This is a genomic window from Streptomyces sp. NBC_00271 (assembly GCF_036178845.1).
Taxonomy (GTDB): Bacteria; Actinomycetota; Actinomycetes; order Streptomycetales; family Streptomycetaceae; genus Streptomyces.
The window spans coordinates 9,264,852-9,278,988 of sequence record NZ_CP108070.1 but is presented as its reverse complement, the minus strand read 5'-3'; the positions used below and the strand labels follow the sequence as shown (position 1 = coordinate 9,278,988).

General features: G+C 72.0%; 14 protein-coding genes and 2 pseudogenes. 6 read left to right on the top strand and 10 right to left on the bottom strand.

All coding sequences use genetic code 11. The features are described 5' to 3' along the window. Nucleotides 1-8: 8 nt before the first annotated feature. Nucleotides 9-1,148 carry a PAS domain-containing protein gene (locus tag OG798_RS42105; protein WP_267063415.1) on the top strand — a complete coding sequence of 380 codons (1,140 nt, stop codon included), beginning with the start codon at nt 9-11 and terminating at the stop codon, nt 1,146-1,148. Here OG798_RS42105 and OG798_RS42100 read toward each other — a convergent pair. The 4 genes from OG798_RS42100 to OG798_RS42085 form a co-directional block, all read right to left on the bottom strand. Further along, entirely contained in the window at nt 1,145-1,939 is a 795-nt protein-coding gene (locus tag OG798_RS42100; protein ID WP_328758716.1) for an RNA polymerase sigma factor SigF, read from the bottom strand. The genes OG798_RS42105 and OG798_RS42100 overlap by 4 nt on opposite strands. A gap of 202 nt (nt 1,940-2,141) precedes the next feature. Then, nucleotides 2,142-2,408: a hypothetical protein gene (locus tag OG798_RS42095; protein ID WP_267063414.1), complete on the bottom strand. Its 267-nt coding sequence runs from the start codon at nt 2,406-2,408 to the stop codon at nt 2,142-2,144. A gap of 19 nt (nt 2,409-2,427) precedes the next feature. Next, on the bottom strand, nt 2,428-2,586 hold the full coding sequence (locus OG798_RS42090) for a hypothetical protein (RefSeq protein ID WP_328758715.1): 159 nt from the start codon (nt 2,584-2,586) through the stop codon (nt 2,428-2,430). Nucleotides 2,587-2,640: 54 nt separating this feature from the next. Further along, entirely contained in the window at nt 2,641-2,976 is a 336-nt protein-coding gene (locus OG798_RS42085) for a hypothetical protein (protein ID WP_328758714.1), read from the bottom strand. Nucleotides 2,977-3,122: 146 nt separating this feature from the next. Between OG798_RS42085 and OG798_RS42080 the strand changes: the two genes are divergently transcribed. After that, the gene (locus OG798_RS42080; RefSeq protein ID WP_095851667.1) at nt 3,123-3,509 is read left to right on the top strand and encodes a DUF2795 domain-containing protein; all 387 of its coding nucleotides are present in this window, start codon (nt 3,123-3,125) and stop codon (nt 3,507-3,509) included. 58 nt (nt 3,510-3,567) lie between these two features. Next, a complete protein-coding gene (locus OG798_RS42075) occupies nt 3,568-4,110 on the top strand; it encodes a type 1 glutamine amidotransferase domain-containing protein (RefSeq protein WP_121414483.1) in 543 nt (180 codons plus the stop codon). A gap of 181 nt (nt 4,111-4,291) precedes the next feature. Here OG798_RS42075 and OG798_RS42070 read toward each other — a convergent pair whose 3' ends face one another. Both OG798_RS42070 and OG798_RS42065 read right to left on the bottom strand, forming a co-directional pair. Further along, nucleotides 4,292-4,528, bottom strand: coding sequence for a DUF6158 family protein (locus OG798_RS42070; protein WP_095851669.1), 237 nt, complete (start codon nt 4,526-4,528; stop codon nt 4,292-4,294). A gap of 218 nt (nt 4,529-4,746) precedes the next feature. After that, nucleotides 4,747-6,366: an ABC-F family ATP-binding cassette domain-containing protein gene (locus tag OG798_RS42065; RefSeq protein WP_121414484.1), complete on the bottom strand. Its 1,620-nt coding sequence runs from the start codon at nt 6,364-6,366 to the stop codon at nt 4,747-4,749. 523 nt (nt 6,367-6,889) lie between these two features. Between OG798_RS42065 and OG798_RS42060 the strand changes: the two are divergent. Beyond that, nucleotides 6,890-7,462: pseudogene (locus tag OG798_RS42060) on the top strand (phosphatase PAP2 family protein); the annotation flags it as partial. Nucleotides 7,463-7,623: 161 nt separating this feature from the next. Continuing rightward, entirely contained in the window at nt 7,624-8,445 is an 822-nt protein-coding gene (locus OG798_RS42055; protein ID WP_328758713.1) for a class I SAM-dependent methyltransferase, read from the top strand. Nucleotides 8,446-8,488: 43 nt separating this feature from the next. Here OG798_RS42055 and OG798_RS42050 read toward each other — a convergent pair whose 3' ends face one another. Further along, nucleotides 8,489-10,357: a transketolase gene (locus OG798_RS42050; protein ID WP_328758712.1), complete on the bottom strand. Its 1,869-nt coding sequence runs from the start codon at nt 10,355-10,357 to the stop codon at nt 8,489-8,491. 137 nt (nt 10,358-10,494) lie between these two features. Then, nucleotides 10,495-10,775 (bottom strand): annotated as a pseudogene (locus OG798_RS42045) (NAD(P)/FAD-dependent oxidoreductase); the annotation flags it as partial. A gap of 159 nt (nt 10,776-10,934) precedes the next feature. On the opposite strand from OG798_RS42045, the gene OG798_RS42040 reads away from it, so the two are divergent. Further along, nucleotides 10,935-11,291 (top strand): VOC family protein, encoded by a 357-nt coding sequence (locus OG798_RS42040; protein WP_121414486.1) that lies wholly within the window; start codon nt 10,935-10,937, stop codon nt 11,289-11,291. 121 nt (nt 11,292-11,412) lie between these two features. Here OG798_RS42040 and OG798_RS42035 read toward each other — a convergent pair whose 3' ends face one another. Then, nucleotides 11,413-13,386: a DUF5107 domain-containing protein gene (locus OG798_RS42035; RefSeq protein ID WP_328758711.1), complete on the bottom strand. Its 1,974-nt coding sequence runs from the start codon at nt 13,384-13,386 to the stop codon at nt 11,413-11,415. Between the two features lie 146 nt (nt 13,387-13,532). Continuing rightward, a complete protein-coding gene (locus OG798_RS42030) occupies nt 13,533-14,129 on the bottom strand; it encodes a TetR/AcrR family transcriptional regulator (RefSeq protein ID WP_328758710.1) in 597 nt (198 codons plus the stop codon). Between the last annotated feature and the right edge of the window lie 8 nt (nt 14,130-14,137).

Below are 14,137 nucleotides of genomic sequence, written 5' to 3'. Positions count from 1 at the left end.
TTCATCGCATGGCGCAGACGGACGAATTCGGTGAGGAACTCGCGGACTTCGTGCGCCGCGTGGCGGAGCTCAAGGCGGCTCGATCGGTACCGGCCGACGACCTGCCGACGGTGCTCGACGCGGCGATCTTCGAACTCGACCACGTGGCGGGCCAGTTGTGGCCCTGGTACGAGAGTCTGTCCTCGACGGGCCCGTCCGGCGTCGCCTCGATCGACCGCCAGGAGCAACAGCTCCTCAAGGCGCTCTTCCAGCGGGTGCCGGTGCCCGTCGCGCTGGTGGACCGCGAGACGGTGGTGCGCAGGCTGAACTTCGCGGCGACCTCGTTCACCGGCGTACGGGCCGGCTACGCGACGGGTCGGCCGCTCACCGGTTTCCTCGCGCACGCCGACCGTGCCGCGTTCCGCTCGCAGGCGGCGGCGGTGGCGCGCGGCGAGGGCGACCGCAGTCTCACCGTGCACCTCCAGCAGCAGCCCGCGGTGCCGGTGCGGGCGACGCTCACCGCGCTGCGGCCCAGCGGCGAACCCCGCACCGCCGTCCTCGTCGTCCTGCAGCCCGCGGACAGCCGGGTGCCGTCCCCCGAGCGCGTGCCGGGCCCGGTACCGACCCTGACCGAGACGACCCGGCACGCGGCGCTGATGGACCTGGTGGACGCCATGATCACGGCGCTGCTCAGCGGTCCGGTCGGCGATCCGTCCGGGGTACTGGAGCGGGCGGCCGGGGTGCTGCACGGGCGGTTCGCCGACTGGGTGGTGGCCGACGTGGCGGGAGCGGGAGCGGCGCGGCTGTCCCGTACGACGGTGCTGGCCCCCTCCGACAGCGTGGAGGGGGCCCGGGGCGTGGCCGCACAGGATCCCGCCGCGTGTCCGCTCGTCGTCGAGGCGGCCCGTGGCGGATCCACGGCGCTGCCGGTGCGCCCCGAGGATCCGGACGCCTTCGGCCGTGACACCTCGGGCGCCCCGATCCTCGTACGCGCGAACGTGACGTCGCTGCTGTGCGTGCCCCTGACCACCTCGCCCGGTCCCGTACAAGGCGTGCTGACCCTGTTCCGCAGCGGTGCCCGCCGGGCGTTCTCGATGGCGGAGGCCCAGGCGATGGACATGATGTCCCGCCACCTGTCCCTGGCGATGAGCGCGCCGGCCAGGACCTAGGCCGCGTCGCGCATCACCTGGTCGCGCAGCCGGTGGCAGCACCGGCTGATCAGCCGCGACACGTGCATCTGCGAGATGCCGAGTTCGTCGGCGATCCGGCTCTGCGTCATGTCGCCGAAGAACCGCATGTAGAGGATGGTGCGTTCACGCTCGGGCAGGGCCTGCAGCCGGGGCTTGACGGCCTCGCGGTCGATGACGACGTCGAGCGCGGGGTCGGCCGAGCCGAGGGCGTCGCTGAGCGAGTAGCCGTCGTCGCTGCCGGAGACCTGGGCGTCCAGGGAGAGCGCGGTGAAGCTCTCCAGGGCCTCCAGGCCGGCCTTGACGTCCTCCTCGCTCATCCGGGCGCGCTCGGCGATCTCGGCGACGGTGGGCCCGCGGCCCGAGATGGTCCCCGAGAGCTCCTGGACGGCGAACCGCACACGGTTGCGCAGGTCCTGGACGCGGCGCGGCACGTGCAGGGTCCACATGTGGTCGCGGAAGTGCCGTTTGATCTCGCCGGTGACGGTCGGCACGGCGTAGCTCTCGAAGGCGTTGCCGAGCTCGGGGTCGTAGCGGTCCACGGCCTTGACCAGACCGAGCGCCGCGACCTGGCGCAGGTCCTCCAGGCTCTCACCGCGGTTGCGGAACCGGCCCGCGAGCCGGTTGGCCATCGGCAGCCAGGCCTCGACGATCTGCTCGCGGAGCGAGTCGTGCTGCTGGCCCGGAGGGAGCGAGGCGAGCCTGCGGAATGCCTCCGTGGTGTCGGGGGCGTCGTCGTGCGGATGGCGTTTCGCGCTCACTTGGTTTCGCATGGTGCGTCGCAACTCCCTTGCAGGTGCCTTGGGTTGGACGGTCACCGTGGGAGCGCACGGGTGCGTCGAACGGCACACCCGTGGCGAGGACTTCCCCGCTCCCACGGACGTGCCTCCTGTCCGAAGCACTTGAATTCCGCCTGCCCCGGCCTGTGCGAGGCAAACACCGAGGCAAATACCCGCGCCTGTCGGCGCGTTGGGCTCAGGGAAGGGCGAGCAGGTACTCGATCGCGGCGCGCAGCTCCTCGTCCTGGAGGAAGGCCTCGTAGTTCCGTTCCTGTGCCAGGCGGCCGTCGAAGCCCCGTACCGTCCGCAGTGCGGCGCGTGTCGCGGGGGTGAGGGTGCCGATCCGGGCCAGGGCTCGCAGCGCCTCTCCGAAGAGCCATTCCAGCAGTCGGCCCGCCACCGGCAGCAGCGCGGGCGCCGCGGACGGCCTGAGCACCAGCAGCCGCCATGCCTCGTCGAGCACCGCCTCGGACAGTTCGGTGTCAGATCTCCTCGAACCTGGGCCGTACGGCGAGGTCGGAGAGTGTCTCCACCAGCAGGTCGATCCGCCGGACCGGCTCCTGCGGATCGAACGGCGCCCAGGCGATCACGGCCGCGACCTTCATGACGGGCTCGCCGTCACGCAGAAAGCCGTCGAGCACCGCCCGTACCTCCTCGACCGACCGGCCATCCGCTTGCGCCGCCTCGGCGGCCACTCATCCCAGCTGCAGCAGCACCGGCAGACGCATCGCCGGGTCCGTCTCGGCCCGCCACCGCTCCAGGAGCGGTACGACACCGTCCGCGAGGGTCCCCGGGTCGGCGGCGAGCGCGACCAGGAAGGGCAGTGCGGCGGTCGCCGCGGAGGGCACCCGGCCGTAGCCCGCGGCCAGGCAGAAGGACAGCGGGTAGCAGTGCTCCTCCGTCGGGGCCCCGCCCCCGAGTGCCGGTCGCCGCAGCGCAAGCGGCACCCCCTCGACCGGGTGCTGGGGCAGCGCCGACTCGAGCGGGTCCCACGGCGCCGCGTCCAGCGCCTCGAGCGATATCGCGGTCACTTCCGCCCCCATGACCGCGGAGAACCGGTTCTCCGGCCGTCATCCTGCCGCCTGGCGGTGGAGCTCGTCGTGCCGTTTTCCCACGGACGTGTCGACGCCGGGTCCATGGGTACGCGATCACCGTCCCCGATCCCCTGGAGGGAGTCATGCAGCGAGGCAGCGACCGGCTGAGCGTCCACCGGGACGAAGAGATGAAACACGAACTGCGGGGCCTGCTCAGGTCGGGTCACCCCACCCGGACCGAGGAGTGGCAGGACCCGGAGCCGACCGCCGACGACGACCCGGAGATCGCGCGCGGCCCCGTGGCACCGAACCGCGCGCCCGACTCCATCGAGACGGTGCGCCTGGAACTGGCCCGGTTTCTGAGCCGTACCGCCTTCCCCGCGGGTCCCCGCGACCTGGCCGACACCCTGCGCGACAAACACGCGCCCGACCCCCTGGTCGAGGCCGTGGAGCGGCGCCCGCACAAGGCGCGCTACGCCACGGTGCACGAGCTGGCCGAATCCGTCGTACGCGCCCGGCGCACGCAGTGAACAGCGCCCCGGCGCTGTTCACCACCGCTCGGGGGCCGGGAAAGGAAACGGAGGAATCATGCGTATCGCGTTCCTGATGGCGCCCGAGGGCGTCGAGCAGGTCGAGCTGACCGATCCCTGGCAGGCGGTACTGGACGCGGGTGGCGAGCCGGTCCTCGTGTCCACGAAGCCCGGCCGGATCCAGGCCTTCCATCACCTGGACAAGGCGGACACCTTCCCTGTCGACGAGGTGGTCACCGACGTGTCGGCCGAGTCCTTCGACGGGCTCGTGCTGCCGGGCGGTGTGGCCAACCCGGACGCGCTGCGCCTCGACGAACGGGCCGTGGCGTTCGTCCGCGCGTTCTTCGAGCGCGGCCGTCCGGTCGCCGCGATCTGTCACGCCCCCTGGGCGCTCGTCGAGGCGGACGTGGTCTCGGGCCGGGTCCTCACGTCCTGGCCGAGTCTGCGCACCGACATCCGCAACGCGGGCGGCACCTGGGTCGACCGGCAGGTGCAGGTGTGCGAGCAGGGGCCCAACACCCTGATCACCAGCCGCAAGCCGGGCGACCTCAAGGCGTTCGACGAGGCGTTCCTGGAAGCGTTCGCGCGGCAGGCCGCCTGACGGAGTGTCCGCTCCCGCGGAATCCGGCACCATCCGGCGCACCTCGGTTCACCGGCGACAGCGGGGACCGAGGGCGACGGGTGCGGGCGGCAACGGGTGTGCGGGCTGGGCGAGTTGACCCGATGTCGTCTCTCGCGCCCTCCCTGACACCCCGACCCGTCATGTCGCCCCGACCCGTCGTTCAGCACTCCGCCGCGAGGCCCCGCTCCCGGGCCCCCTCGCGCGTGCGGCCCGCGGCGATGGGGCGGCGCGGATGGCGGCGCAGGTACTCGCCCTCCAGCTGCGCCATGCGCATGTTGTGGGTCCGCAGGGCGTCGTTCGAACCGTGCAGCAGTGTGTCGTGGCGGGTGCGGTGGATCGTCTCCAGCTCTTTCATCAGCTGCTGGTCGTCCAGCCGGTCCGGGTCGACTCCGGTCATGGTGGTACCCCGCTCGTCGTGTCCTGCGGCGCGGTCCGGGCAGCCGCCGGGCAGGCGCTGCCGTACGCGGCGCCCGAGCGGCGTCCGGGAGGGAGCCGTGGATCTCGCCGTCCTCCCTCCACTCTACGAACTTCCGGGCCCCCGGTCCTCCGGGAAGCGCGGGACGACCGGGACCGGGACCGCGTCCTGGTGGCCCCGAGTCGTAACGGGCCCGAGTCCTACCGGGCCCGCTCGACGCGCCGCTCGTCCCACACCGGCTCCGCCGTCTCCCGGATCCTGCCGTCCGAGCCGAAGACCAGATAGCGGTCGAAGGAGCGTGCGAACCAGCGGTCGTGGGTGACCGCGAGCACCGTCCCCTCGTATGCCTCCAGGCCCTCCTGGAGCGCCTCGGCCGACTCCAGGTCGAGGTTGTCGGTGGGCTCGTCCAGCAGCAGGGCCGTGGAACCCTCCAGCTCCAGCAGCAGGATCTGGAAGCGTGCCTGCTGGCCGCCGGAGAGCTTCTCGAAGCGCTGCTCGGCCTGGGCGGTCAGCTCGTAGCGGCGCAGCCGGGCCATGGCGGCGCCCCGGTCCTGGGAGTGCTCGCTCCACAGGATGTCGAGAAGGGCGCGGCCCTGGAGCTCCGGGTGGGCGTGCGTCTGGGCGAAGTGTCCGGGCACGACGCGCGCGCCGAGCTTCCACTCGCCCGTGTGCGCGACGGTGTCACCGGCGAGCAGGCGCAGGAAGTGCGACTTGCCGGAGCCGTTGGAGCCGAGCACGGCGACCCGCTCGCCGTAGAAGACCTCCAGGTCGAACGGGTTCATCAGCCCGGTGAGCTCAAGTCCCTTGCAGGTGATGGCCCGTACGCCGGTACGCCCGCCGTGCAGACGCATCTTGATGTCCTGCTCGCGCGGCGGCTCCGGCGGCGGGCCGGCCTCCTCGAACTTCCGCAGCCGGGTCTGCGCCGCCGCGTACCGGGACGCCAACTCATGGCTGATGGAGGCCGCCTGCCGCAGATTCAGCACGAGCTTCTTCAGCTGGGCGTGCTTCTCGTCCCAGCGCCTGCGCAGCTCCTCGAAGCGGGCGAACCGCTCCTGGCGCGCTTCGTGATACGTCGCGAAGCCGCCGCCGTGCACCCATGCGTCGGCGCCGGTGGGGCTGGGCTCGACGCTGACGATCTTCTCGGCGGCGCGGGACAGCAGCTCCCGGTCGTGGGAAACGAAGAGAACGGTCTTGCGGGTCTCCTTGAGCCGCTCCTCCAGCCAGCGCTTGCCCGGGACGTCGAGGTAGTTGTCCGGCTCGTCGAGGAGCAGTACCTCGTCGGTGCCGCGCAGCAGGGCCTCCAGCACCAGCCGCTTCTGCTCTCCTCCGGAGAGGGTGCGTACCTGTCGCCACTGCGCCTTCTCGTACGGGACGCCGAGCGCGGCCATCGTGCACATGTCCCAGAGCGTCTCGGACTCGTATCCGCGTACCTCGGCCCAGTCGGAGAGCGCCTGCGCGTAGCGGAGCTGGGCGGCCTCGTCGTCCACGGTCATCATGGCGTGCTCGGCCGCGTCGACGGCCTTGGCGGCCTCCTGTATGCGGGGCGGCGCCACGGAGACGAGCAGGTCCCGCACGGTCGTCTCGTCTCTCACGGACCCCACGAACTGACGCATCACGCCGAGGCCGCCGGTCACGGTGACGGTGCCCCCGTGCGGCTTCAGCTCCCCCGAGATCAGTCGCAGCAGCGTGGTCTTGCCCGCTCCGTTGGGGCCCACCAGGGCGACGACGGCCCCTTCGCCCACCCGAAACGACACATCGCCGAGCAGCGCCCTCCCGTCGGGAAGGTAGTACTCAAGATGTGCGGCTTCGAGATGTCCCATGGGGAGGCATTCTCCGGCCACCCGGCCCACGGAGCAAACGCATATCCCCACCGAGCCCCCACACCCCGGCTCTCCTCGCCCCCGCCGCCCCTACCCGTCCCATCCCCCAGGGGCTCCGCCCCTTCGCCCCCGCATCACCCAAAGGGCTCGTCCTCAAACGCCGGACAGGCTGAAAGATGCGCGCCAGCGCCCTCAAGGGGCGCGGGGAACTGCGCGACCAGCCCCCACCGGCCGTCAGCCGAGCGAACCGGGCGCGCGGGGGACGCGGGGCGCAGCCCCGCCTCAGGGGCGCGGGGAACTGCGCGACCAGCCCCCACCCACCCGCAGCCAAACGAACCGGGCGCGCGGGGGACGCGGGGCGCAGCCCCGCCTCAGGGGCGCGGGGAACTGCGCGACCGGCCCCCACCGGCCCGCAGCCGACAAACCCACCCGGGGGTCTGGGGGCGGAGCCCCCAGGTTCGGGATGGGACGGGTAGGGGCGGCGGGGGCGAGGAAAGTGCGGTTCGGCGGGTACGGGGAGTTCATGACCGTCACCCCGGACATCGACCTCACCACCCGCCCCCCGAACCACCGCACCCTCCGCAACCACTTCCTCACAGCCGACTCCCGCCTCTTCGAAGCCATCGCATCCCGCCACTGGCCGGGCTGCGACCCCCTCCTGCCCAAACTGAGCCGCAGCGCGAACCACGGCCTGCTGTGGTTCGCCACGGCGGCCGCACTCACAGCCACCCGCACCCCCCACGCCCGCCGAGCCGCCGCAACCGGCCTCGCCTCCCTCACTCTCGCCTCCGCCACGATCAACACCGTGGGCAAGCGCTCGGTGCGCCGCCCCCGCCCACCCCTCGCCCCGGTCCCCCTGGCCCGACAACTGAAGCGACAGCCGATCACCACCTCGTTCCCCTCGGGCCACTCCGCGTCGGCCGCCGCCTTCGCCACGGGCGTGGCACTGGAGTCGCGCGGCTGGGGCGCCGCGGTGGTACCGCTCGCCACCGCCGTGGCCCTGTCCCGCGTCTACACCGGCGCCCACTTCCCGAGCGACGTCCTCGCGGGCGCGGCGCTGGGCACGGCAGCCGCGTACGCCGTACGAGGCCTTCTCGCACGCCACCACCGACCGTGACCCGTCCGGACACCTCACCCCCGTCAACGCCCGAGCCCCACCACTCGAGTTGTCCACATAACAAGACGTGGGTCTCAGCATGCGACATGCAGGCGTACGGTGATGCTCAACCGACGAGACGACGCGAAGGGGAAACGGTCATGTCGAAGTCGCAGGAGACCGCCGTCTACACACACGGCCACCACGAGTCCGTACTGCGTTCGCACACCTGGCGCACGGCCGCCAACTCGGCCGCCTACCTGCTCGACTCGCTGAAGCCCCACATGAAGATCCTGGACATCGGCTGCGGCCCGGGCACCATCACCGCCGACCTGGCGGCGCTGGTCCCCGAAGGCCACGTCACCGCCGTCGACCACGCCCCGGGAATCCTGGACCAGGCCCGCGCCGTGGCCGCCGAACGCGGCCTGGGCAACGTCGAGTTCGGGGTCGCGGACGTGCACGCCCTGGACTTCCCGGACGACACCTTCTGCGTGGTCCACGCCCATCAGGTGCTCCAGCACGTGGGCGACCCGGTGCAGGCGCTGCGCGAGATGCACCGGGTCACCAAGCCGGGCGGTTTCATCGCCGCCCGCGACGCGGACTACTCGGCGATGGCCTGGTACCCCGAGGTGCCGGGCCTGCCCGACTGGCTGGACCTGTACCTGCGCGTCGCCCGAGCCAACGGCGGCGAACCGACGGCCGGCCGCCGTCTCAAGTCGTGGGCACTGGCGGCCGGCATCAAGGACATCACGGCGACGTCGGACACCTGGACCTTCGCCACCGAGGACGAGCGGGAGTGGTGGGGCGGGCTGTGGGCCGATCGCACACAGGCCTCGGCCTACGCGGAGCGCGCCACGGAGGGCGGACACGCGACCACCGCGCAACTGCGGGCCGTTTCGGAGGCGTGGCGGGAGTGGGCGCGGCAGGAGGACGGCTGGTTCTCCGTCCTCCATGGAGAGATCCTCTGCCGCAAGGAAGCGTGATCCGCCTGCGCCTCTCTTCGGCGCCGGATTCAGCGGGTGCGGCTCAGCGCACGATCGCCGTCTCCACCAGCAGCCGCGCCGCCGCCGCGATCGACTCCGCGTCGATGCCCGCGGCGTGCAGTTGCTCGGCGGGGGTCGCCGAACCCGGCATCGTACGGACGGCGAGGCGGACCAGGCGCGGCACCGGACGGCCGTCGAGGAAGGCGTCGAGGACCGCGTCACCGATGCCGCCCTCCTCGCGGTGGTCCTCGACGGTGACGAGGCAGCCGGTCTGTTCGGCGGCCTCGCGCAGGGTGTCGCGGTCGACGGGCTTGACCGAGTAGAGATCGATGACCCTGACCTGGATGCCCTCGCGGTCGAGCGACTCGGCGGCGGCCAGCGCCTCGTGCAGGGTGACGCCCGCGGCGACGAGCGTCAGCCGGTCCTCGTCACTGGCGCGCAGTACCTTGCTGCCGCCGACGGGGAACTCCTCGGTGGGGCTGTAGATCACCGGGGTTTCCCCGCGTGAGGTGCGCAGATAGCGGATGCCCTCGCGGTCCGCCATCGTGGCGACGAGCTTGGCCGTCTGGTTGGCGTCGCACGGGTAGAGCACGGTCGTGCCGTACAGCGCCCGGAACATCGCCAGATCCTCCAGGGCCATCTGCGAGGGGCCGTCCTGGCCGATCGAGACGCCCGCGTGCGAGCCGACGAGGTTGATGCCGGAGCCGCTGATCGCCGCCATCCGGATGAAGTCGTGGGCCCGGGTGAGGAACGCCGCGAACGTGGTGGCGTACGGCACCCAGTCGCGCGCGGCCATACCGACGGCGGCCCCGACGAGTTGCTGCTCGGCGATGTAGCACTCGAAGAAGCGGTCGGGGTGTTCCTTGGCGAAGAGTTCGGTGCGGGTGGAGTCGCTCACCTCGCCGTCCAGGGCGACGACGTCACCACGGGCGGTGCCGAGCGCGGCGAGCGCCTGTCCGTAGGCGTCGCGGGTGGCGACCTTGTCCCCGGTGTCGTAGCGGGGCAGTTCGAGGTGGCCGGAGCGGACGGCGTGCAACACCCTTGCCGGGGGCGGCTGTTGGACCTCCACATGCAGGTTGCGCACTCCGCCGAGTTCGGCGATCGCCTCCTCGGCGTCCGGCAGCGGTTTGCCGTGCAGGCCCTCGCGGTCCTGGACGGACGCGACACCCTTGCCCTTGAGCGTGCGGGCGATGATCACGGTGGGCTGTCCCGCGGTGGACTCGGCCTCGGCGTACGCGCGGTCGATGGCGTCGGCATCGTGTCCGTCGATCTCCACGGTGTGCCAGCCGAAGGCCTGGAACCGGCGCGCGTACGCGTCGAGGTCGTGGCCGTGCCGGGTCGGGCCGCGCTGGCCCAGCCGGTTGACGTCGATGATCGCGACGAGGTTGTCGAGGTGCTCGTATCCGGCGTGCTCGGCGCCCTCCCAGACGGATCCCTCGGCGAGTTCGCTGTCGCCGCACAGCACCCACACCCGGTAGCCGGTGTGGTCGAGCCGTTTGCCGGCCAGTGCGACGCCGACCGCCACGGGCAGCCCCTGGCCGAGCGAGCCGGTGGCGGTCTCGACCCACGGGAGCCGCCGGGGTGTCGGATGCCCTTCGAGGCGGCTGCCGAGCCTGCGGAAGGTGAGCAGTTCGGCCTCACTGATGGCCCCGGCCGCCCTGTAGGCGGCGTACAGGAGCGGTGAGGCATGACCCTTGGAGAGGATGAAACGGTCATTGCCGTGGTGCTGGGGGCGCTCGAAGTCGTAGCGCAGATGCTTGGCCAGCAGGACCGCCATCAGGTCGGCCGCCGACATCGAGGACGTGGGGTGCCCGGATCCCGCGGCGGCGGCAGCGCGCACGCTGTCGACACGCAACTGTTGTGCAAGTTCCTTGAGTTGACGGGTTTCCATGGCGTTCACGGTGGTGTTCATGACTCTCCTTCCGGACGGCTCGCCAAGTCACCGGGGAAACCGGCCACCCGTGCCGGCTCCGGCGAGGCGGTGTCCAGCGCCGCGGGTGACGGCCCCGACGAGGGGGCCGGACAGGGGCATGCCCAGGGGGTTGGCGGCGACATTGCGGCCGGGTCCACCTGTCGGGTCACGTGGTCCCGGAGGTACAGCGCCTCGGGCAGTCCACGGAAGCCGTGCGCGCACTCGGCGACACCGGGCACGGGCAGCAGCTTGTTCACGCCGCCGACGGCCAGCACAAGACGATCGTACGTCCGCGTGGTGACACGACGTGGCTCCAGGATGTCGGCGGGACCTGCGGCAGCAGGGGCGGATACAGAAAGTAGTCGGTCGGGTCGCCAGGGTGATGTCGGGGTCGACTCACGGTTTCGCCTCCGGCAATGTCGCTCGTACCTCGTACGGGCTTTCCGCGTCCCCATGGTCGGGGCGCCCAAACCCCGGGGGCTCCGGTGTTTCCTCCTCCCCCCGGGGTCGCTCCGCCGTCTGCAGGAGACGTCCGAATCGATCTCACCCTCCGGCGCGCCCAACTAAGCTCGTCCGCATGGAGATTCTGGGAGCCACGTTGCGGATCTGCGTCGACGACCTGGAGGCTTCGGTCCCCTTCTACGAAAGACTTGCGGGTGGGCGGGCCCTGCGGTTCGAGCGCGGCGGTGTGTCGGTGGCGGCGGTGGGCTGTTTTCTGCTCATGAGTGGACCCGAGGCCGATCTGGAGGTCCTGCGGAAGGTCTCCGCGACCATCGCCGTCAAGGACGTCGAGGACGCGCATCGGGTGCTCAGTGAGCTGGGCGCGCGGATTCTGGCGGGTCCGGTGGGGACGCCGGTCGGACGCAACCTGATCGCCATGCATCCGGACGGCGCGGTGTACGAGTACGTCGACCGCGGATCCCCGACACTCTGACCGCCCCCGCCCCGAATCGCATGACTGCGGGCCGGTGGGGGCTGATCGCGCGGTTCCCCGCGCCCCTCAAGAGCGCTGGCGCGCATCTTTCGGCCCGTCCGGCGTTTGAGGACGAGGAAGGCTAGTTGGGGGTCGGGCGCATGCGGAAGTCGTAGTGGGGCGGGAGTGGCTCGTCCGTCAGACGGGTCCACAGGGCGGTGATGGTCTCCGCCCCCTCCCGCAGGTCGGCGACCTCGAACGCCTCGTCGAAGACGGCCCGCGCCCCGTCCCGGTCCCCCTCCGCGAGAAGCAGCTCCACCTCGAGCAGACGGAACCGGCCGCGCGCCCGCGTGGCGGGCCGCAATCGGTCCCAGACCCGCCGCGCCTCCCCCGTACGCCGCACCGCGAGCAGCGCCCCCACCGCCTCCCGCCCGAGCGCGGCCGTGGCCGCGGTCCAGGCCGGACCGTCGTCACGCCGCTCCTGGCACAGGTCGTCGAAGGCCTCGGCGTACCGGTCGGCGGCCCGTTCCCGGTTGCCGGCCTCTTGATCGGCGACGGCCAGACACCGCAGCAACGGCCAGAGCGACGGGGCGAGTTCGAGCGCCCGCTCCCAACTGCGCACGGCCTGCGCCAGGTCTCCGGCGTGCCACTGCGCGACGCCGAGGTGGTACTCGGTGAGCGGTTTGGCGGGCGCGGTCTCCAGCATGTCCCGCCAGTGCGGAGCGACCAGGCTCTCACCGGGTGGCCCGACCCGCCGCGGCTCGGGAAAGGCGCCGGTCCGCAGGAGTTCCACCCAGGGCGCCTGCGGCTCCCCCAGCGTGGACTCCTCGAACGGCGTCCCGGGCAACTTGTGGGAGGCGCGCAGCACTTCGAGCGCACCCCAGCCGGACCCGACGGCCAGCACCTCACCGGGCTCGGTGTCGGCGTACGGCAGCCACGCCTCGTACGCCGCGTCGACGTCCCTGCGCGGCAGGACCTCCGACAGCCGGCGATCCGTCTCCGCGCGCGCGAGCGCCCAGTCCGTCCCGTGCACCACTCCCGCGTCCGTCGCGAGCGGCCCGTACGCCTCCAGCCAGGACACCTCGCTCTCCGCCTCCAGCCGGACATGCTCCAGCTGGGTACGGGCGAGCCCGGCCTGTATCTCGCAGTAGCCGCCGGTGCCGGGTTCGGTGAGCCATTCCTGCCAGCGCCGTCCGCCCGGACCGGAGCCCCAGACGAACAGCTTGCGCCCGCGCAGCACGTCGGTGGAGGTCTGCACGAGCCCGTCGCCGTTGTCGTCGAGCGCGGCGATCCAGCGGCGCTGCCCGTCGGGCACCTCGTAGAAGTAGTCGGCGGGGAAGACGCTGCGCGGCGGATACGTGCGGTCCACCCCCTCGTACTCCGCTGCCGGCACCCTCCGCAGCCGCCGCTCGTACCCGAAGTGCCAGGCCTCGTCCGCGGGGGCCAGCACCCGGCGTTCCTCGGGGACGGCGATGTTGGACCACCAGTACAGGGGCGCGGGCCTCTCGTGCGGATTGCGGACACGGACGCCGACATGGAGGAAGTCGGAGCCGTCCGGGAGCCACAGGTCGACCTGGAAGGGCACGTCGCGCAGCCGCTCCCACTCCCACAGGCGGAGCATCTCGCCGCCGTCGGGGGCGGGGACCCGGGCGGCGTGCACGGGGGCGCAGGACAGGGTGGTGTGGCCGGTCGCGCCGATGTTCCACTCGATGCCGCCGGAGAACCAGGCTCCGTTGAGGGCGAAGCAGGCGGGCTGCACCACCGGGTTGCGGTAGAGGAGTTCGCGCTGCGAGGGCTTGTGGAACAGCGAGACCACTCGGCCGCCGTAGCCCGGCAGCACCACCGCCCGCAGCCGGTCGTTCTCGATCACGATCGTGTCGATCCCGCGCGGCTCGCGCCGTCTGTCGTATCCGTCCCGGATGCGCTCGGGCAGGACGCTCCGCAGCGGCTCGTAGCGGATCTGCCGGGCCATGTCGCGCGGCAGGTCGGCGCTCACCCGGTCGTCGATGCGGTGTGTCTCGTCGAGCGGCCGCAGGGGTGGCAGCGGGTTGTCCGGGCCCAACTCCGCGACCGGCAGGGTCAGTACGTCACGTCGGATCGTCGTCACGATGACCATGGAACAGCGACATCGGCCACCTGACCAGGGTGTCCGCTCGTCAGGATTCCGCAAAGGCGACGACGACCACATCGGTGAACAGCGCGCCCGCCGTGCCGACGGCAGGGAACTGGCAACAAGTCGGTAACCCCGTCGGCCGCCCCCGGTCAGTCCGTGCGCCGCTGCGGTGCGGACTGCCCGGTGCCGCTCTCGGTGAGAGCCGTGCGCGCGGCCTGCAGCAGTTCGTCGGAGATCGGGTTGTCCCGGGTGGCGCGGGCGAGGACGAGGGCACCGACCATGGTGCAGAGCTGGGCCATGCCGTCGTCGTCGCCGGTGGCCAGCCGAGCGGCGCGGTTGCGTACCCCGTTGATGTAGACGTCCTGGGCGCGGGCGGCCTGGCCGGGCTCGCGCCCGAGGTCGGCGGCGAATCCGGAGACGGGGCAGCCCTCCCCGGGGTGATCGCGGTGCCAGACCGAGAGGTAGTCCTCGATCAGCGTCCGGCGGGCGGCCTCGTGCTCCCCTGCCTGCTCCTCGGACGCCACCGCCGAGTGTGCCGCCTGTTCGTCGAAGGCGTGCGCGATGGCCTCGTCGACCAGGTCCTCCTTGGAGCCGAACTGCTTGTAGAAGCCGCCGTGGGTGAGCCCGGCGGCCTTCATCAGGTCGGCGACGCTGACCGCGGTGCCTTTCTCGCGGAACATCCGGGAGGCGGTGGCTACGACGCGCTGCCGGTTCTCCTGTGCTTGCGCCTGGGACACGCGGCCCACGGAATCAC

Coding starts and splice junctions, on each gene's coding strand:
- OG798_RS42050 (WP_328758712.1), bottom strand. CDS start 10,357: ATGAACACCACCGTGAACGCCATGGAAACCCGTCAACTCAAGGAACTT.
- OG798_RS42065 (WP_121414484.1), bottom strand. CDS start 6,366: ATGGGACATCTCGAAGCCGCACATCTTGAGTACTACCTTCCCGACGGG.
- OG798_RS42080 (WP_095851667.1), top strand. CDS start 3,123: ATGCAGCGAGGCAGCGACCGGCTGAGCGTCCACCGGGACGAAGAGATG.
- OG798_RS42105 (WP_267063415.1), top strand. CDS start 9: ATGGCGCAGACGGACGAATTCGGTGAGGAACTCGCGGACTTCGTGCGC.
- OG798_RS42070 (WP_095851669.1), bottom strand. CDS start 4,528: ATGACCGGAGTCGACCCGGACCGGCTGGACGACCAGCAGCTGATGAAA.
- OG798_RS42035 (WP_328758711.1), bottom strand. CDS start 13,386: ATGGTCATCGTGACGACGATCCGACGTGACGTACTGACCCTGCCGGTC.
- OG798_RS42055 (WP_328758713.1), top strand. CDS start 7,624: ATGTCGAAGTCGCAGGAGACCGCCGTCTACACACACGGCCACCACGAG.
- OG798_RS42040 (WP_121414486.1), top strand. CDS start 10,935: ATGGAGATTCTGGGAGCCACGTTGCGGATCTGCGTCGACGACCTGGAG.
- OG798_RS42075 (WP_121414483.1), top strand. CDS start 3,568: ATGCGTATCGCGTTCCTGATGGCGCCCGAGGGCGTCGAGCAGGTCGAG.
- OG798_RS42100 (WP_328758716.1), bottom strand. CDS start 1,939: ATGCGAAACCAAGTGAGCGCGAAACGCCATCCGCACGACGACGCCCCC.